Genomic DNA, 17,630 nt, shown 5'->3' on the forward strand with positions numbered 1-17,630 from the left:
GACGCGCTATCGGCTCGCATGAGCTGAGGAGCAAAAGGGCCAGCATGCAAAATTCGGAGGCATGGCGTCTCATCGTGCGCGTTTTTCTCCCATTTGCTGCTGGATACTATCTTTCGTATCTCTTCCGAACCATCAACGCTCTGATCTCCAGTCATCTTGTCGCGGAGATCGGGCTCGGCACCGCCGATCTCGGGCTCCTCACGTCCGTCTACTTCCTGGTGTTCGCGGCGGCGCAGATCCCGGTCGGTATTTTGCTGGATCGCTTTGGTCCTCGCCGGGTTCATAGTTGCCTGCTTTTGGTCGCCGCCGCAGGTGCCGGCCTGTTCGCGATGTCCGGGGGGTTGCCATTGCTCCTGATCTCGCGAGCAATGATCGGCCTTGGCGTGGCGGCGGCATTGACAGCGGGATTGAAGTCCATCGTTCTCTGGTTTCCGAGCGAACGAGTGGCCTTGCTGAATGGCTACATGGTCATGCTGGGCTCGCTCGGAGCGGTGACCGCCACGATCCCGGCCGAACACCTCCTCGGTTGGATCAGCTGGCGCCAGCTCTTTGAGATCCTGGCGGTCGCGACTAGTGCCACGGCCGCGCTCGTCTACATCGTGTTCCCGAACGAGCCGTTCGCCTACCAACAGGATCAATGCCCGGCACCTTGAGCTCTGTTTTCGGCGATCGGCGTTTCTGGCGAATTGCCCCGTTGTCAGCCACTTGCGTGGGATCGGCGTGGTCTCTGCAAGGATTGTGGGCGGCGCCGTGGCTGACCGACGTCGAGGGATCTGATCGTACGGGCCTTGTCGGGCAGCTATTCACAATGTCGCTCGTCCTTTGCGGCGGTGCCTGGATATTCGGGACATTAGTCCATTGCATCAGGCGAAGAGGGGGTGGAGTCGAGATCATTTTGGCCGTGATCGCAGGCCTGTTCATCGCGGCCGAGCTATCCTTGATCCTTCGCGTGCCCTTGCCGTCAATCTTGCCGTGGTCAGTTGTCGCAATTGTTGGAACGGCGACTGTGGTCAGCTTTGCGGTGATAGCTAATTACTTTCCGCCAGAGCTCACCGGTCGTGCCAACGGTGTGTTGAATGTGCTGCACTTCGGTTGGGGATTTCTTTCCCAGTTCGGGACCGGCTTCATCTTGCAGCAATGGCAACTCGTGGATGGCCACAGGACCGTCCTCGCTTATCAGGTCGCGTTCGGTGTCAATGTGGCGGTGCAGATCACCGCCTTCGTCTGGTTCGCTCTACCATGGCTTGGATCCTTAGGGCGGCGCATGCGTTCAATTCCACTCCTCTTGCCTGCTGGCGTTTCCGACAAGGCCGAAACGTTCATGCCGTACGAACAATTGCTCGTGGTCATGCCGGCGAATACCGATGCGGAGTGGTGAGCCGCGTCCGCAGTAAGCTTGCCGACGAATAGCATCATTCAGCAGCGCTCCAGTTCGCTTCGCGGTGCGAATATGAGTTTTCGGTCTTTCTTTTTCTACGCCAATCTACGCTTCCCGCAAGCGCTTGTTGCGCCAAATCCATTGATGCTTTTTCTAATCAATCCATCTGAGGACGCGCCCGACGTTCTCATTCGGTGGGGACGGCAGTGGCAATCCATTCCATTCAGTCAAAAGCGAATTCGCGCGGTGCGCGAATGCTGCGGAGCGCGCTTGGCGCGGCTATCGCAGGCTACCTGGAAGACGACGCTATCGTTGAGGTCATGCTCAATCCCGATGGGCGGCTTTGGATTGACCGACTGTCGAGTGGGCTGATCGATACCGGGGAAACTCTATCCGCGGCGGACGGCGAGCGCATCGTTCGCCTGGTGGCTCACCACGTTGGCGCCGAGGTGCACGCCAGTTCACCACGCGTGTCGGCCGAACTTCCCGGGACCGGCGAGCGCTTCGAAGGCCTGTTGCCTCCGGTCGTCGCTGCCCCTGCTTTCGCCATCCGCAAGCCAGCTGTCGCTGTCTTCACGCTCGACGATTACGTGGCCGCCGGGACCATGACCTTCGGGCAAGCCGAGGCCCTGAGGAGTGCGGTCGCCACTCGCAAGAATATCCTGGTGGCCGGTGGTACCTCGACCGGCAAGACCACCTTGACCAACGCGCTTCTGGCAGAGGTAGCGAAGACGGCTGACCGCGTCGTCCTGATCGAAGATACGCGCGAACTCCAATGCAAGGCGCCCAATCTCGTCGCGCTAAGGACCAAGGACGGCGTAGCCACGTTATCCGACCTTGTCCGCTCCTCGCTTCGACTGCGTCCTGACCGCATCCCGATCGGCGAGGTCCGCGGGGCTGAAGCTCTCGACCTTCTCAAGGCGTGGGGCACAGGTCACCCCGGCGGCATCGGCACCATTCATTCGGGCAGCGCACTCGGCGCGCTGCGGCGTCTCGAGCAACTGATCCAGGAGGCCGTCCTCACGGTGCCGCGCGCCCTGATCGCCGAGACCATCAATCTCGTCGCCGTGCTCGCAGGTCGCGGCGCTGACCGTCGCCTCACCGAACTCGCTGTCGTGACGGGGCTCGGGTCCGCCGGCGACTACAGCCTTTCACCAGCAGGAGACTGACATGCGTCCACTATTTCGTATTCTTCGAGAAGCTGCTCTGCTGGCGATCGCCAGCCCGGTGGCTCTGACGACAGCGCCCGCATGGGCGGCCGGCTCGAACATGCCCTGGGAGCAGCCGCTCAATCAGATCCTGCAATCGGTCGAAGGCCCCGTCGCCAAGATCATCGCCGTCATCATCATCATCGTGACCGGGCTCACGCTCGCGTTCGGGGATTCGTCAGGCGGTTTCCGCAGACTGATCCAGATCGTGTTTGGTCTGTCGATTGCGTTTGCGGCTTCGAGCTTCTTCCTGTCGTTCTTCTCCTTCGGCGGCGGCGTGGTGATCTGATGGACGATGTGGTCGCAGGTTTTGTCGTGCCCGTTCACCGCGCACTCACCGAGCCGATCCTGATGGGTGGCGCGCCGCGTTCGGTCGCGATCGTCAACGGCACGTTGGCGGCTGCCCTTGGACTCGGACTGCGGCTCTGGATCGCAGGTCTTATCCTCTGGTTCATCGGCCACATGGCCGCCGTCTGGGCCACCAGGCGCGATCCCGCCTTCGTCGATGTGGTGCGCCGCCATCTGCGCATTCCCGGTCATCTCAACATCTGAGCCCTCGATCATGATGAACCTTGCGGAATATCGTCATTCCAATACGCGCCTCGCCGACTTCCTGCCATGGGCAGCACTGGTCGACGTGGGAATCATCCTGAACAAGGATGGCTCGTTCCAACGAACTGCAAAGTTCCGGGGACCCGACCTTGAGAGTGCGGTGCCGGCTGAACTTGTCGGTATCGCAGGTCGTCTGAACAACGCCCTTCGCCGCCTGGGTTCTGGCTGGGCCGTATTCGTCGAGGCGCAGCGTCAGTTTGCCGGCAGCTATCCCCCGAGCACCTTCCCAGATGTCGCATCTGCATTGGTCGACGCCGAGCGCAGAGCTCAGTTCGAGGAGGCCGGCGCGCACTATGAGTCCAGCTATTTCCTGACCTTCCTCTATCTGCCGCCGGAGGAGGGCGCAGCCAAGGCAGAGCGACTGCTCTATGAAGGGCGCGATCGCACCGTTGGCGCAGACGCTCGCGAGCTGCTGCGCGGTTTCGTCGACCAAACCAGCCGCGTGCTCGGGCTTCTTAACGGCTTCATGCCGGAATGCGCATGGCTCGATGATCAGGCCACGCTGACCTATCTGCACTCGACGATTTCGACCAAGCGTCATCGCGTGCGTGTGCCCGAGATTCCGATGTACATCGATGCGCTGCTCGCCGACCAGCCGCTGACCGGCGGGCTCGAGCCGATGTTGGGCCCAGCCAATCTGCGAGTTCTCACGATCGTCGGCTTCCCGGGAGCGACCACTCCGGGGATCCTGGATGATCTCAATCGCCTGCCGTTCTCGTACCGCTGGTCGACGCGCGCGATCATGCTCGACAAGACCGATGCCACCAAGCTCTTGACCAAGATCCGCAGGCAGTGGTTCGCCAAGCGAAAATCCATTGGCGCCATCCTCAAGGAGGTCATGACCAACGAGGCGTCGACGTTGCTCGATACCGACGCCCACAACAAGGCACTTGATGCCGACGCTGCCCTGCAGGAACTGGGTTCGGACCAGATCGGACAGGCCTTTGTCACGGCAACCATTACGGTGTGGGACCGCGATCCCAATGCTGCCGACGAAAAGCTCCGCCTGGTCGAGAAGGTCGTTCAGGGCCGCGATTTCACCTGCATGATCGAGACGGTGAACGCCGTGGAAGCCTGGCTCGGCAGTTTGCCCGGGCATGTCTATGCCAATGTGCGGCAGCCGCCGGTTTCTACCCTCAACCTCGCCCATCTGATTCCGATGTCGGCGGTTTGGGCGGGCGAGGCGCGAGATGTGCATTTTGGCGCTCCGCCGCTCCTGTTCGGCAAGACCGAGGGATCAACCCCGTTCCGGTTTTCGCTCCACGTTGGTGATGTCGGCCATACTCTGGTGGTGGGGCCGACAGGTGCTGGCAAGTCGGTCCTGCTTGCGTTGATGGCGCTGCAATTCCGCCGCTACTCCAACTCTCAGGTCTTTGCGTTCGATTTTGGTGGTTCGATCCGAGCGGCCGCCCTCGCCATGGGCGGCGATTGGCATGATCTCGGCGGTGCCTTGTCCGACGGAGGCGACCGGCCCGTCGCGTTGCAGCCGCTGGCCTGGATCGACGATGCTTCCGAGCGCGGATGGGCCACCGAATGGGTCGGTGCGATCCTGGCACGCGAAAAGGTTGAAATCACCCCGGAGGTCAAGGACCATCTGTGGTCGGCACTGACGTCTCTCGCGTCAGCGCCGAGGGAGGAACGGACGCTCACGGGCCTGTCAGTCCTTCTGCAATCGAATGCCCTGAAACGGGCCCTGCAACCCTATTGCCTTGGCGGCTCGTCAGGACGCCTGCTTGATGCCGAATTCGAGCGCCTTGGCGAGTCCTCGGTCCAGGCGTTCGAGACCGAAGGGTTGATCGGGACGAGCGCGGCGCCAGCCGTCCTCGCGTACCTCTTCCATCGTATTGGAGACCGTCTCGACGGGCGGCCCACGCTTCTTATTGTCGATGAAGGCTGGCTCGCCCTCGACGACGAGGATTTTGCCGGCCAGCTTCGCGAGTGGCTGAAGACGCTTCGCAAGAAGAATGCGTCCGTTATCTTTGCCACCCAGTCGCTTTCTGACATCGACGGCTCGGCAATCGCGCCGGCGATCATCGAAAGCTGCCCAACACGCTTGTTGCTGCCGAACGAACGGGCCATCGAACCGCAGATCACTGCGATCTACCGCCGCTTCGGACTCAATGACCGCCAGATCGAGCTTCTGAGCCGGGCAACGCCCAAGCGTGACTACTACTGCCAATCTCGCCGCGGCAACCGGATGTTCGAACTTGGCCTTGGCGAGGTGGCACTCGCCTTCACCGCAGCGTCTTCCAAGACAGACCAAGCTGCGATCGCACAGCTCCTCGCCGAACATGGAGCTGACGGCTTCGTCCCCGCCTGGCTTCAGCATCGCGGCGCCGCCTGGGCCGTGGACCTGATTCCAAGTCTTGTCAATCTGGAGAAGTCGCAATGAGGCGCCTTGGACTATCTCTCGCCGCTGGCACCATCGCCCTGACGCTTTGCGTCACGGCGCCGGCACGAGCGCAGTGGATCGTCTTCGATCCCAACAATTACGTCCAGAACGTGCTGACCGCCGCGCGCGAGCTACAGCAGATCAGCAATCAGATCACCTCGTTGCAGAACGAGGCGCAGATGCTGATCAATCAGGCCAGGAATCTGGCAAGCCTGCCGTATTCCTCGCTCCAGCAACTGCAATCCTCGATCGAGCGGACCCAGCAATTGCTGGCCCAGGCTCAGAGGATTGCCTACGACATCCAGCAGATCGACCGCGCGTTCTCGACCAGCTATGCGCCAACGAGCGGCAGCCAATCCAGCCAACTGCTGGTCAGCAATGCCCAATCGCGCTGGCAGAATTCTGTTGCGGCTTTGCAGGACGCGCTCCGGGTCCAGGCCGGTGTCGTCAGCAACCTCGACACCAATCGCGTCCAGACATCGGCGCTCGTGACGTCGAGCCAGGATGCCAGCGGCGCCCTGCAGGCGACCCAGGCTGGCAATCAGATCCTTGCGCTTCAGGCGCAGCAGCTTGCCGATCTCACTGCCACAGTCGCGGCGCAGGGGAGGGCGCAAAGCCTTGAAGCGGCGCAGCGTGCGGCAGCACAAGACCAGGGGCGAGAACAGCTCCGGCGGTTTCTGACGCCGGGGCAGGGCTATCAATCCCAGGACGTGCGGATGTTCCACTGATGACCGATACAGGCCCATTCAAAGCGGTATCGCTACTCATGTCAGTCGGGGTGCTGATCGTCGCAGGCTGCGCGTTCCAGCTTCGTGGCGGAGGAGATACATCTCCGCCCCGGACCGAGCAGACCAAAGACGTTGACCATTCCGAGCTTGCGCGCTGCCGCAGCCTCTCTTCCGAAGATGCAGCCGACTATCAGCACTGCCAGAAGGTCTGGGCCGAAAACCGCCGCCGCTTCTTTGTCAGGCGGGACGGTGCTGCCGCTGCAGAAACCGGCGTGACAGCCGCGCCAAAGGATCAGAGCCGGATGCCACAAGGATATCCGGCCGCCGGGGTGCCGGAGGAAGCTAAGCCATGACCGGCACCGGCATCATCGACCAATTCCTTGAGACATTCACCCGCTACATCGACAACGGCTTCGGGCTTTTGAGTGGCGAGGTCGGGTATCTCGCGACAACGCTTGCCGCCATCGACATCACGCTTGCCGCGTTATTCTGGAGTTGGGGCACGGACGAGGACATTATCGCGCGTCTCGTCAAGAAAACGCTGTTCGTTAGCGTGTTTGCGTACCTGATCGGCAATTGGAACAATCTCGCTCGGATCGTCTTCGAAAGCTTTGCCGGTCTCGGACTGAAGGCGTCTGGATCAAGTATTTCAGCCTCAGACTTCCTGCGGCCGGGAAAGATCGCCCAAGTCGGGCTCGATGCCGGAAGGCCAATGCTCGACTCGATTTCGAACCTGATGGGTTACATCAGCTTCTTCGAGAATTTTGTCCAGATCGTCGTCCTTCTGTTCGCGTGGGTCGTGGTGCTGCTCGCCTTCTTCATTCTGGCGATCCAGCTCTTCGTCACATTGATCGAGTTCAAGCTGACGACGCTGGCGGGCTTCGTGCTGATACCCTTTGGCCTCTTTGGCAAGACGGCGTTCGCGGCGGAGAGGGTTCTCGGCAACGTCATATCCTCCGGGATCAAGATTTTGGTCCTGGCCGTCATTGTCGGCATTGGCTCAACCCTGTTTTCACAGTTCACGGCCGGTTTTGGCGGCGCGCATCCTACGATCGAAGATGCGATGACCCTGGTGCTCGCGGCGCTCTCCTTGCTCGGTCTCGGTATCTTCGGTCCCGGAATCGCAAACGGCCTGGTATCGGGCGGACCCCAGCTCGGCGCCGGCGCCGCGATTGGGACGGGCCTTGCAGCCGGCGGCATTGTTGCGGCGGGTGCCGGCCTTGCCGCCGGTGGCACTGGTCTCGCTGCTGGTGCGCTCGCCGGTGTGGGGCGTGGTGGGGCTGCCATGGTGAGTGGCGTATCCGCGGCGTATCGAAGTGGCGGCCTTGCTGGCATCGCGGAGGCGGGTGGCTCGGCTGCCGTGAGTCCGTTACGTCGAGCCGCGGCCGCATTGGCCGCCAGCGGGCAGGCGAGTGAGCCGGCTGCGAGTACGTCCACACAGGGGCAACCCGATTGGGCGCGGCGCATGAAGCGGGCCCAGACCGTTCGGCACGGCGCGTCGGCGGCCAGCCACGCGGTGCGCTCCGGCGATCATGGCGGCAGCGGCTCTTCTGTCGATCTCTCGGAAGGAGAGCGCTGACAGGCAGCCAACCTGCCGGTTCGGCGGGCGCCAGCAGCGGCGTCAAACCGGACACCGTGACACTCGAAACCAATCACTCGATCTCAGGGGCAAGTATCGATGTTCAGACGACCTTCCGTTCACTACGGGCGCATGCCCGAGCCGGCCACGCCCTACCAAAAGGCAGCGCAAGTTTGGGACGAACGCATTGGATCTGCGCGCGTGCAGGCCAAGAATTGGCGCTTGATGGCATTCGGCTGCCTCATGCTATCAGCCGGTCTCGCTGGCGGCCTTGTTCGGCAGTCAGCACAGGGATCAATCACGCCGTGGGTGGTCGAGGTCGATCGCCTTGGCCAAGCCCAGCGGGTTGCGCCAGCCAACATCGATTATCAGCCTACAGATGCTCAGGTCGCCTATCACTTGGCGCGCTTTATCGAGGACGTCAGAGGCTTGCCGGCCGACGGCATCGTTCTGCGCCAGAACTGGCTCAGGGCCTATGACTTTACGACCGATCGTGGCGCCGCCGCGCTCAACGACTTTGCGCGCAACAACGATCCCTTCGCCAAGTTGGGCAAGGCACAGATCTCCGTCGACGTATCGAGCGTCATCCGTGCGTCGTCGGAAAGCTTCCGGGTGGCGTGGACCCAACGTGTTTACGAGAACGGCTCATTGAGCGCGAACGAGCGCTGGACCGCAATTCTCACTGTCGCAATCGAAACGCCGCGAGATGCCGAACGGCTGCGCAAGAATCCGCTTGGCGTCTACGTCCGCGCCATCAACTGGTCAAAGGAGCTGGGTCAGTGATCAAGACGATGCGTGACATGTGTTCGAAAGGTCCGATCCAATACCGCAAGTTCAGCTCGAGCAGGTGCAAGCTCGCCGCTTTGAGGCGAGCCCTTTTACCAGCTCTGCTGCTTGGTACATCTGCCCTCGCTGGATGCGCGACCTACCTTCCGCCGGAAATCAGCTATGACGCGGAGGTCCCGCCGTTGCCAGCGCCGCCAGCGGCGCTCGATGACCGGCCTCAGGCGCTTCACGTTCCGCCGCTCTGGAAACCAGTTCTCGGCGGCAAGTCGGGGGCGAACGAAGAGGTTGAACCCGTAAGCCGGGTTGAGACCGCGAACAGCGCGGCGCGAGTGGAGCCGCGCAAAAGGGGATACTTCAACGCGGCGCAGATCTACGCCTTCAGCCCCGGTGCGCTGTACCAGGTCTACGCTGCTCCCGGACAGATCACGGATATTGCGCTGGAAGAAGGAGAGCAATTGACGGGATCTGGACCGATCGCGGCCGGAGATACCGTGCGCTGGGTCGTGGGAGATACCGAGAGCGGGAGCGGGGATACGCGTCGCGTCCACATCCTGGTGAAGCCAACCCGGGCTTCGATCGAGACCAATCTTGTCGTCAATACCGACCGGCGCACCTACCTGATCGAACTCCGCTCCCGCGAGCGGCCGTACATGCCGTCCGTTGCCTGGTACTATCCGGAAGCCGTCCGCGAACGATCGCGCTCTGTCGCCCTCAGACCCGTCATTCCCGATCCAGCCCAGCGCGTCTTTCGTTACGCGATCGAGGGCGACAGTCCACCGTGGCGCCCGCTCGCGGCCTATGATGACGGCCGAAAGGTTTATATCGAATTCCAGCAAGGGATCGTCCAGGGGGAGATGCCACCGCTGTTCGTCATCGGTCCCGACGGCAAGACCGAGCTCGTCAACTATCGCGCCCACGGCAGCGTGTTGATCGTGGACCGGCTGTTTGCAGCCGCGGAACTGCGGCTGGGTGGTGAGCACCAGCAGAAGGTCAGAATAGTCCGTACCGACGGGAGGCCGTCGTCATGACCACGCAGAACGAACATCATCCGGACGCGATTCCGCCGCAAACACCGGAGGAGCAATCCAGGAGCTTCCGCCTCCGAGCCGAACCTCCGCGGGTCACCAGATTGTCTCGCAAGGTACTGGCGGGAGGGAGCGCGGTTGCCCTGCTGGTTATCGGCGGAGCCGTATTGTGGTCACTGCAAAGCAATCGCCCTCGCAACCAGACGACCGACGAGCTCTATAGCACCGGTCATCACAATCTCGCCGATAGCATCGAGGCGCTACCGAAGGATTACGGTGGGGTCTCACGCCAAGCCGTGCCGCAGCTTGGTCCGCCGCTCCCAGGCGACCTCGGTCGACCGATCCTGGCCGCTCAAGGCCACTCGCCGACGACCGGCGGAGATCCGGAACAGCAACGCCGGGATCAAGAGAGCGAGGCGGCCCGTATCAGCCATCTGTTCGCTTCGACCAACGGCCGAGAATTGCGTCCGCCTGCCGCTACGGCAGCTGGAGGCGAGCGCGTCATGCCGCCGAACGCAATGAGCGCCAGCGACTATGGATCTGCGCAGAACGCGCAGGACCGAAAGCTTGCCTTTGTGAACGCTCCTGTGGATCGCCGCACGGTGAGCTCTGACCGAGTCACTAGGCCTGCTTCACCGTATATCGTGCAGGCTGGGACGGTGATTCCGGGAGCACTGATCACCGGGATCAGGTCAGACCTTCCCGGCCAAGTCACGGCGCAGGTGACAGAGAACTTATACGACACTCCGACCGGTCGGTTTTTGCTCGTGCCCCAGGGAGCGAAGCTGATCGGCAGCTATGACAGCCAGGTTTCGTTCGGCCAGTCTCGAGTGCTGCTGGTCTGGACGCGGCTTATCATGCCGAACGGCCGCTCGATCGTTCTGGAGCGGCAGCCCGGTGCTGACAGCGCAGGCTACGCAGGGCTCGAAGACCAGGTCGACAATCATTGGGGTGAGCTGTTCAAGGCGGCAGTGCTGTCGACGTTCTTGGCTGTCGGGACAGAACTAGGTGCAGGGTCCGACACCGATAGCAACAACAGCGCCATCATCCAGGCGTTGCGGCATGGCGCCTCCGACTCATTAAACCAAACTGGACAGCAGGTGGTTCGGCGCAGCCTCAATATTCAACCGACCTTAACGATCCGACCAGGCTTTCCCGTCCGCGTCATAGTCAATCGCGATCTCATTCTAACGCCATACGAAAGGTAACAATTTGCCCAAGCTCAAAATCGGCGCTCTTCCAGACGACAAACCGGTCAAAATCACTGTTGAGCTTCCAGCGGCTGTGCATCGGGATCTCGTTGCTTATGCCGAGGCAGTGGCACTTGAATCTGAGCAGCGGATCGATGCCGCCAAGCTAGTTGGGCCGATGTTGGCTCGCTTTATGGCCACGGACAGAGGCTTCTCTCAGGTGAGGCGCGGGCGCCGACCTTCACCCAAGGGGGCTGACGCATAGCGCCCACTTAGAAGCTCTAGAAATTGCTGAAGCGCGGGATTCACGTTGCCCTCTCGCCAATGAGCATGAAAGCTTATACGGCTTGAGCCGGCACCGTCCTGTATCTCGCGATAGATCAAGCTGGCAAAGCTAGCGTCGACGTCGGACTCAATCGAAAGGCTAACTCCGAGTCCTATACTGATTAGGCTCTTTATGACTGCGCGGCTCACATCGTGTCTTGCGACTTTTGGGCGATGTTCGTCAGTCAAGAGCTTGGAGACCAAAAGATCCTCGAGTTCGCCATCCGGATCATGCTCGCTTAGGAGCACCGTTTGGTTGCGGAGATCTGTCCAGTAGATTATCTCACGCGCGGCCAAAGGATGGTCCTGAGGGAGCAGAACGAGAACGCGCTCACTCCAGACCGGAAGCATCACGCCATCCGACAATGGCTTTTGTCGGGGAACGATCGCAATATCGATCGTACCATTCCTCAGCGCGTTCATGAGAAGGATGCGTGACCGCTCGACAGTCGCAATTTCGATATCGGGCGCGCTGCTTTTGAATTCGACTATGGTCGCTCTCAGATTACCCGCGGCAATTGATGTGCAAAAGCCTATCGACAGACGTCCGGCCTCGCCGCGGCCGCTGGATCGCGCGATAGCCGCGAGGCCGCCGACCTGCTCGAGAACCATCCGCGATATGCGCAGGACGCGCCGACCCGCAAAGGTAGGCGCGACCCCTCCGCTTGAACGCTCGAACAATGTCGCTCCTATTAGGTGCTCAAGCTGGCTGATGGACCGGCTCAAAACAGAGTGGCGGACTGCCAGGAGTTCTGATGCCTGCCGGAAGCTCCCACAATCGGCGGCAGTGATTGCATAGCGCAATTGACGCAGCTCAATGTGGGCCGATTGCGAAACATGAGCCATGCTCAAACCTCCCCTGTAGACTAGATCGTTGAGTCCTTAGATTTGCCCTCCTAGGCGGCCTTCACCGCAGGTTCCCAAAGCACCGGCGATTGCAGCTTTCCCGCATGCCGCACGCGCCTCAGGCATTCCACCGACACCTCGAGGTAACCAGCAACTGCCTCCGTGTTGCCGAATCTTCGTGGTTGGCCGGTTCGGCGTAGGACCCATCCGGCACGACGCAAGATGCGTTCGATGCGCGTGTCCGTAACGGTAACGATGTCAGTCAGATGTCGCGAAAGACCAAACTCGAGCATGCCGGCGAAGAGCTCGTAAGTTGCGCTGGCCAAGCCATGCAGCGTCGTACGCGCGGCATCATCAACGTCGAGCGCGAAACGGCTGCTTTCCCAAATTGAAGGACTTCCTTGGAAGGAATTTCCGTCCAGCAAGGCTGGAAAAGCCTCGCGCAACATGGTTGGTCCCGTCGACGGCAGCATTCGCACGCAGCCCTGAATGCGGTGGTCACGCGCTCGCTGGATCAAGTAGATGGGATGCAGCGCATCAAATTCATCTACCTCCATATCGCCGCTGATTTCGACGTCCCACTGGAGACGGTCTTTGAACACTCGATACCGAAGCCGATGCATCTCGGCTAGTTCTTCGGCAAATACTCCATAAAATGCGGGCGTGATGGTCTGCATCATGATGTGCCTCCAAAGACTGACGATGGTCTATTGAAGAACAACCCTCACGAGCGCGCATCCTCCTCAACTAAGGAGGGTGACAGCTTCCAGTTACGTGATTCAAATGCCAGACTTCGCTGAGGTGAGACGAGCGACCGCCTGGATCGTTGATCGGACGCCGAGCTTCGCCCTTGCATTTTCGAGATGAAACGCCACCGTATGATGGGAGATTCCCATAATTTTCCCGGTTTCCCAAGCCGATTTCCCTTCACTCGCCCATTGGAGGCATTGGGCTTCCCGTGGCGAAAGGGTAATTCCATCAATCGCACAGGCAGATGCGATCTTACGGCGCGCGTGGGCGTGGAAGTAGATCGCCATGAGCTGTAGAACGTCTGCATGCTTATGTATTGTGCGCTCGAACGTCGACCGTCGCTCATCGGCAGCAAACGTAACAGCCGCGATTGCTCCGCTGCTGTCGTGTATCGGAATGGTGAATCCGCAACGAATGCCGAAGCGAGCTGCTTCGTCGAATAGCTCACGTTCCATATCTGAGTTCGGGGTAGGCCCTACTCCTAAGCCCCAACTGAATGGACTTGGCTGACGGAGCGCTTGAGCGATCACTGGATCGATCGTCTCATATTGCTTTTGCAAATAGTGTGAAGTCCACGTCGAAGGATAGCTCGAAATCAGGATCGCATCGGCGCTCGGAGCGCCTCGAACAGAAAGATAGGCGAAGCAGCAGAGATCGAGCGCCGCAGCAGTGTCGGCCATCCCGTCTCTCAGGTCCTCCGAATTTCGACTCTCGATGAGACGATCTACAAAAGCTTGAAGAACGACCCGCACCGCATTTGCGCCCGCTTTGAAGGTGAATTAGCTCTGCCGGCCGGTGTGCGTTACCCGAGTAGCCGACAATTGGGCATTATTTGACCCGGCCGCGTCCTTGTGAGGCATCGATCCGCACCGGTTCATTCAACATAACCAGCGAGATCACGAATGCCGAGCTAGCTTGCGCCTGCGGCCCATCAACTTCGAAAACCTGACGCGCGAAAGCGCGGGTCCGGCTGCGCAAGCTGCTGAAGTTCGAGTGGGCGATTGGCAGGTCTCATGCATGCGACAACGGGGTGCTTCAACCGAGCGCCGAGACTGGAATCTCCAGCGCGGTGCCAGTTTCTAGCAGGGTCTTGAGGCTCGACATGATGGCAGGCCATCCTTTAGAGATGCCGTCTAGCAGCTTGCTGCCATCGGCAAACCCTTCATGGGTCAGCGTCAGCTTGACCAGCCTGCCATGCTGTTCGAGTATGAACGCCACTGCGGACGGCTTCTCGTTCCGATAATCCTCATTGGTGACGTGCTTGAATGTGTAGGATAGCCGCCTTGGCCGATCGACCTCGAGAATCTCTCCAGTCTCGGTGGTAATGCCGTCCATGACGAGAGCCCAGGGCGAAGCAGTTCTCCAGTCGCTTCGTAGTTCCGCGCCGAACCAATAGAGCTTCGAGAGATCGCTCGACGTCAAGGCCTGCCACAGTCTCTCAGGTGTGGTCTCGATGAAGGTTACGTAGACAAATTCCGGCTTACCCATCTCGCTTCTCCAGTTTGCCCCAAGTCTCCCGATCCGCGACTCCAGCTCTTGTCAAGTGCCATAGTCCAGCCCGCGCTTTCGGGTTCGGCTCGCCGGCTGGCACTGCCGTCAATTCACATCGACATTGAGCCGTCTAGTCTCAGGATTGCGGTCGCGACTGCTCGCTGAAGACCAGCTTTTAGAAACGCAGAATGACAACTCAACTTTCGCGGCCCCAAAAGCATTCGCTAGCTATTTAAGCGCCGGATCGTTTCTCGAGGCCCGGTATGTCGGAGAGAAAGGCAAAGCGGAGCACGGCAACTGGCGTGTTGATGCTCTGCGCAGGCACTCCTCCGTGAGAAGTGTCAGTCGTGTACATGACGACTGTCCATAGGCGCTTGGTTGCGATCATGCATTCCGTAATCGCGTATGACCGTGGCCACGCGCAGCCGGTAGTCGTTGAAAACGTCGCGTCGGCTACCCGCTTGCACAGCGCGGTGAACTTGCGTGCGCCGCCAATTGTCGACAGCTGCTTCGTCCCGCCAGATCGATAGGGCCAGGAGCTTTCCCGGATCTACGACGCTCTGGAACCTCTCGATCGAGATGAATCCATCCAGCGAGTCCAAATGAGCGGAGAGGGCAGCACCCATATCTAGATAGCTCTGCTTCTTTCCAGGAGCCGGCCAAGACTCGAAAATAACAGCGATCATGAATTGTAGCCTTCTGATGATGAGATCGCCGAGCGCCTCTGACCATGGCGGTACTTAGCGCCACAGCTTGCAGGGATGATGCCATTCTGTATTGTAAAATTGCGACAAGCGACCTTGAGGCCTCAGCTAGTTGCCTCGCCCAAGACTATCTCATCGAGTGGTGTGTCGCAGGCCAAGATGCCGACAACCGATCTGCGACCTCACCTGACCGATTTTCAAACAACATTGCTGCAGTTGATCATAGCGCTATACTGCAAAACTCGCACGAAACGGACTGGATTGTGACTACGTCGAGAGGCGATCGCCGGTAATCCGGAGCCGACGAAGAATTGAGAGGGTAAGGAGCGAGACGGCCATGCACAAGTTCAATATCGTCCCGATCGCTCCGTTGCGCCCCTACATCGAACGTTTGTGGGTATGGGAAAGTATCGGCGAAGAGGTGGTCGAGCTACCTACCTTGCTGCCCGGCACCGGAGCGGAGATATTCTTTCACTATCGCGCGCCATTTGTTCAATGCCGAGATGGCGAGGATCATGCATTCGACGATGCACACCTGATTTGCGTGCGACGAAGGCCTATTTACTTGCGCCCTCAGAGCGACGTCGGCTTTATCGCCGTGCGATTGCGAGCTGGTCGAATGCACAGATTTCTCGACGTGCCCGGCAAGGATCTGATCGACGGAACTCTGTGTGCGGCGGAGCTGTGGAAGAGCGGGGGCCGTCAGCTCTCGCTCGATGTGTCCAATGCTCATTCGAGAGACGCGGCATTGCAATCAATTCAGCGCTTCCTACTTGAGCAACTTCAGCACAGGCGCTCGGACGAAGTTGTCGAGAATGCCATCTCGGCGATCTATCAAAATCATGCTGCAGCTTCGATAGATAAACTTGCGTCACGATGCGGCGTGGCGCGACGAGAATTGGAGCGTCGGTTTAAAACGCTGACGGCCCAGACACCTGTAGAGTTTCGAAAATTAAGTCGAGTTCAACATGTTATGCGCGAGCTATTGCTGGACCCGTCTGCGCGCATTCTAGACGTAGTGCTTTCGCATGGCTTCTACGATCAGGCACATTTTATTCACTCCTTTGCTGAACTCAAATTGGGGTCGCCTGTACGGCATTTGAAGCTGGCACGTACCAAGCCCCATTTTTACAATACTTCGTTGCGGGGCGGCGTCAATTAATCAGCCAAATTGGCGAGAGCGGGAAGAAGCCGCGATGTACTTGCTACTCGCCGAGATGAGCGCCCGGCAGTCCCCAATGGCGAAGGTTGAGCTTGTTCAACGCAACCTACTCCAAATGACTTGCTATTGACCAGGGCGATCACCTGCAATGTTCACCGGGCTCAGGACGATAGCGGCCGTTTGCTGGTCTACGAGCCTTACAAAGATCGAAATGTTTGCGATGCGCATCTTTCGCGCGAGCCAATCAAGCGCTTGATTGCGACGACTCCAGTCGCTGTTTATCGCTCCTGCGCCCATCGGCCGCACAACAGGGCATCGACATCCGCAAGGGCGATTTCGTCATCGTCCGTACCGGCCATTAAGAACGCTGCCAATCAAAAATCGCAAGTGGGCTATCTCGGAGGATCCACCAGAAACTGCCCCAGCATGTGAGAGTTACCCTAGCGGATGAAACGGAGGAATGCAGATGTATGTTATCATGGGGGGCACCGGACACGTTGGCTCGGCAACGGCGGACATACTGCTCAATCGGGGGAAGGCGGTTACAATTATCACCCGATATTCCAGCCGCGCAAGCGGCTGGCGTGCGAAGGGAGCCGAGATTGTTGAGGCAGACGTCAACGACGTTTCGTCGCTCCATGCAGCACTTGGCTGCGGTCGCCGCGCCTTGCTTCTCAACCCGCCTGCCGATCCGAGTACAGACACCGACGCTGTTGAGAAATCCACCATAGGCAACATTCTCGCAGCGCTGGCAGGATCGGGGCTGGAAAAAGTCGTCGCGGTGTCAACTGGCGGCGCGCAATCCGGCGACAGGATCGGCGATTTGAGCACTCTGTGGCAGCTCGAGGAGGGCCTGAGGCAGCAGTCGATCCCAGCTGCGATAAATAGAGGGGCATATTATATGAGCAACTGGGACAGCTTGCTCGGCGCCGTTCGCAGCACAGGCAAGCTGCCGAGCATGTTTCCCGCTGATCTCCCCGTCCCAATGGTTGCCCCGCGGGATCTCGGCCGATTTGCCGCGGATAGATTGTTGTCCGGCACTGATGATGCGGGTGTCCGCTATGTGGAAGGCCCAAAGCGTTATTCATCCGCAGAAGTCGCGAGGGCTTTTTCCAAAGCGCTCGGACGGCCAATAGATGTTGAGGTGGCGCCGCGGGCGGAGTGGTATGATGCGTTTCTGCGGCTCGGGTTTTCAGAGGCGGCCGCTTTATCCTACACCCGGATGACGGAAGTGAGCCTCGACAATGGATTCGACATGCCTGCTGAGGCATTGCGAGGCACGACGACGCTCGAGCTCTATATCAATAGTCTCGTAGCACGCTCTGAGACCGGCTGACGTATTGGTGTCATCACGTGGAAGTTGGTCAGCGCGCAACTTCGACGGTTTGGAGCCTTGATACGCAATTCAGTGCGTTGTGGCCCTCGTCGTGCAGTCGCCGTTCGGCGCTATCTGGG

General features: G+C 59.9%; 18 protein-coding genes and 1 pseudogene. 14 read left to right on the top strand and 5 right to left on the bottom strand.

Annotation, left to right across the window (positions count from 1 at the left end; genetic code table 11):
* Window positions 1–44: 44 nt before the first annotated feature.
* The 12 genes and pseudogenes from IVB40_RS08235 to IVB40_RS08290 all read left to right on the top strand — a co-directional run bounded on the left by IVB40_RS08235 (window position 45) and on the right by IVB40_RS08290 (window position 11,163).
* Window positions 45–1,378, top strand: a pseudogene (locus IVB40_RS08235) (MFS transporter).
* A gap of 254 nt (window positions 1,379–1,632) precedes the next feature.
* On the top strand, window positions 1,633–2,547 hold the full coding sequence (trbB, locus tag IVB40_RS08240) for a P-type conjugative transfer ATPase TrbB (protein ID WP_247819504.1): 915 nt from the start codon (window positions 1,633–1,635) through the stop codon (window positions 2,545–2,547).
* A gap of 1 nt (window position 2,548) precedes the next feature.
* Window positions 2,549–2,875 (top strand): TrbC/VirB2 family protein, encoded by a 327-nt coding sequence (locus IVB40_RS08245; RefSeq protein ID WP_247818586.1) that lies wholly within the window; start codon window positions 2,549–2,551, stop codon window positions 2,873–2,875.
* Window positions 2,875–3,138 carry a VirB3 family type IV secretion system protein gene (locus tag IVB40_RS08250; protein ID WP_247818587.1) on the top strand — a complete coding sequence of 88 codons (264 nt, stop codon included), beginning with the start codon at window positions 2,875–2,877 and terminating at the stop codon, window positions 3,136–3,138. The genes IVB40_RS08245 and IVB40_RS08250 overlap by 1 nt, the downstream gene beginning before the upstream one ends.
* Before the next feature lie 10 nt (window positions 3,139–3,148).
* Window positions 3,149–5,590, top strand: coding sequence for a conjugal transfer protein TrbE (trbE, locus tag IVB40_RS08255; RefSeq protein ID WP_247818588.1), 2,442 nt, complete (start codon window positions 3,149–3,151; stop codon window positions 5,588–5,590).
* On the top strand, window positions 5,587–6,318 hold the full coding sequence (trbJ, locus tag IVB40_RS08260) for a P-type conjugative transfer protein TrbJ (protein ID WP_247818589.1): 732 nt from the start codon (window positions 5,587–5,589) through the stop codon (window positions 6,316–6,318). The genes trbE and trbJ overlap by 4 nt, the downstream gene beginning before the upstream one ends.
* Window positions 6,318–6,671: a putative entry exclusion protein TrbK-alt gene (trbK-alt, locus tag IVB40_RS08265; protein WP_247818590.1), complete on the top strand. Its 354-nt coding sequence runs from the start codon at window positions 6,318–6,320 to the stop codon at window positions 6,669–6,671. Before trbJ ends, trbK-alt begins: the two co-directional genes overlap by 1 nt.
* Window positions 6,668–7,897, top strand: coding sequence for a P-type conjugative transfer protein TrbL (trbL, locus tag IVB40_RS08270; protein ID WP_247818591.1), 1,230 nt, complete (start codon window positions 6,668–6,670; stop codon window positions 7,895–7,897). The genes trbK-alt and trbL overlap by 4 nt, the downstream gene beginning before the upstream one ends.
* 99 nt (window positions 7,898–7,996) lie before the next feature.
* A complete protein-coding gene (trbF, locus tag IVB40_RS08275) occupies window positions 7,997–8,680 on the top strand; it encodes a conjugal transfer protein TrbF (RefSeq protein ID WP_247818592.1) in 684 nt (227 codons plus the stop codon).
* 17 nt (window positions 8,681–8,697) lie between these two features.
* Window positions 8,698–9,711: a P-type conjugative transfer protein TrbG gene (gene trbG / locus IVB40_RS08280; protein ID WP_247819505.1), complete on the top strand. Its 1,014-nt coding sequence runs from the start codon at window positions 8,698–8,700 to the stop codon at window positions 9,709–9,711.
* Window positions 9,708–10,916 (top strand): TrbI/VirB10 family protein, encoded by a 1,209-nt coding sequence (locus IVB40_RS08285; protein WP_247818593.1) that lies wholly within the window; start codon window positions 9,708–9,710, stop codon window positions 10,914–10,916. Before trbG ends, IVB40_RS08285 begins: the two co-directional genes overlap by 4 nt.
* Before the next feature lie 4 nt (window positions 10,917–10,920).
* Entirely contained in the window at window positions 10,921–11,163 is a 243-nt protein-coding gene (locus IVB40_RS08290; protein WP_247439205.1) for a DUF2274 domain-containing protein, read from the top strand.
* On the opposite strand, the gene IVB40_RS08295 is transcribed toward IVB40_RS08290, so the two are convergent.
* The 5 genes from IVB40_RS08295 to IVB40_RS08315 all read right to left on the bottom strand — a co-directional run bounded on the left by IVB40_RS08295 (window position 11,115) and on the right by IVB40_RS08315 (window position 14,995).
* Window positions 11,115–12,068, bottom strand: coding sequence for a LysR family transcriptional regulator (locus IVB40_RS08295; protein WP_247439207.1), 954 nt, complete (start codon window positions 12,066–12,068; stop codon window positions 11,115–11,117). The two genes, IVB40_RS08290 and IVB40_RS08295, sit on opposite strands and share 49 nt — an antisense overlap.
* A 50-nt stretch (window positions 12,069–12,118) precedes the next feature.
* Window positions 12,119–12,748, bottom strand: coding sequence for an acyl-homoserine-lactone synthase (locus tag IVB40_RS08300; protein WP_247439209.1), 630 nt, complete (start codon window positions 12,746–12,748; stop codon window positions 12,119–12,121).
* Between the two features lie 99 nt (window positions 12,749–12,847).
* Window positions 12,848–13,570 (bottom strand): LuxR family transcriptional regulator, encoded by a 723-nt coding sequence (locus IVB40_RS08305; RefSeq protein ID WP_256468209.1) that lies wholly within the window; start codon window positions 13,568–13,570, stop codon window positions 12,848–12,850.
* Window positions 13,571–13,853: 283 nt separating this feature from the next.
* Window positions 13,854–14,306: an SRPBCC family protein gene (locus IVB40_RS08310; RefSeq protein WP_247439213.1), complete on the bottom strand. Its 453-nt coding sequence runs from the start codon at window positions 14,304–14,306 to the stop codon at window positions 13,854–13,856.
* A 344-nt stretch (window positions 14,307–14,650) separates the two neighbouring features.
* On the bottom strand, window positions 14,651–14,995 hold the full coding sequence (locus IVB40_RS08315) for an antibiotic biosynthesis monooxygenase (protein WP_247439215.1): 345 nt from the start codon (window positions 14,993–14,995) through the stop codon (window positions 14,651–14,653).
* A 355-nt stretch (window positions 14,996–15,350) separates the two neighbouring features.
* Here IVB40_RS08315 and IVB40_RS08320 point away from each other — a divergent pair, with 355 nt between their 5' ends.
* Complete coding sequence (locus IVB40_RS08320; protein WP_247439217.1) at window positions 15,351–16,175, top strand: helix-turn-helix domain-containing protein; 825 nt, start codon at window positions 15,351–15,353, stop codon at window positions 16,173–16,175.
* A 466-nt stretch (window positions 16,176–16,641) separates the two neighbouring features.
* Complete coding sequence (locus tag IVB40_RS08325) at window positions 16,642–17,511, top strand: NmrA family NAD(P)-binding protein (RefSeq protein ID WP_346283281.1); 870 nt, start codon at window positions 16,642–16,644, stop codon at window positions 17,509–17,511.
* Window positions 17,512–17,630 lie beyond the last annotated feature (119 nt).

It is taken from the genome of Bradyrhizobium sp. 40, from assembly GCF_023100925.1.
Classification (GTDB): domain Bacteria; phylum Pseudomonadota; class Alphaproteobacteria; order Rhizobiales; family Xanthobacteraceae; genus Bradyrhizobium.

Coding starts and splice junctions, on each gene's coding strand:
- trbB (WP_247819504.1), top strand. CDS start 1,633: ATGCTGCGGAGCGCGCTTGGCGCGGCTATCGCAGGCTACCTGGAAGAC.
- IVB40_RS08245 (WP_247818586.1), top strand. CDS start 2,549: ATGCGTCCACTATTTCGTATTCTTCGAGAAGCTGCTCTGCTGGCGATC.
- IVB40_RS08250 (WP_247818587.1), top strand. CDS start 2,875: ATGGACGATGTGGTCGCAGGTTTTGTCGTGCCCGTTCACCGCGCACTC.
- trbE (WP_247818588.1), top strand. CDS start 3,149: ATGATGAACCTTGCGGAATATCGTCATTCCAATACGCGCCTCGCCGAC.
- trbJ (WP_247818589.1), top strand. CDS start 5,587: ATGAGGCGCCTTGGACTATCTCTCGCCGCTGGCACCATCGCCCTGACG.
- trbK-alt (WP_247818590.1), top strand. CDS start 6,318: ATGACCGATACAGGCCCATTCAAAGCGGTATCGCTACTCATGTCAGTC.
- trbL (WP_247818591.1), top strand. CDS start 6,668: ATGACCGGCACCGGCATCATCGACCAATTCCTTGAGACATTCACCCGC.
- trbF (WP_247818592.1), top strand. CDS start 7,997: ATGTTCAGACGACCTTCCGTTCACTACGGGCGCATGCCCGAGCCGGCC.
- trbG (WP_247819505.1), top strand. CDS start 8,698: ATGTGTTCGAAAGGTCCGATCCAATACCGCAAGTTCAGCTCGAGCAGG.
- IVB40_RS08285 (WP_247818593.1), top strand. CDS start 9,708: ATGACCACGCAGAACGAACATCATCCGGACGCGATTCCGCCGCAAACA.
- IVB40_RS08295 (WP_247439207.1), bottom strand. CDS start 12,068: ATGGCTCATGTTTCGCAATCGGCCCACATTGAGCTGCGTCAATTGCGC.
- IVB40_RS08300 (WP_247439209.1), bottom strand. CDS start 12,748: ATGATGCAGACCATCACGCCCGCATTTTATGGAGTATTTGCCGAAGAA.
- IVB40_RS08310 (WP_247439213.1), bottom strand. CDS start 14,306: ATGGGTAAGCCGGAATTTGTCTACGTAACCTTCATCGAGACCACACCT.
- IVB40_RS08315 (WP_247439215.1), bottom strand. CDS start 14,995: ATGATCGCTGTTATTTTCGAGTCTTGGCCGGCTCCTGGAAAGAAGCAG.
- IVB40_RS08320 (WP_247439217.1), top strand. CDS start 15,351: ATGCACAAGTTCAATATCGTCCCGATCGCTCCGTTGCGCCCCTACATC.
- IVB40_RS08325 (WP_346283281.1), top strand. CDS start 16,642: ATGTATGTTATCATGGGGGGCACCGGACACGTTGGCTCGGCAACGGCG.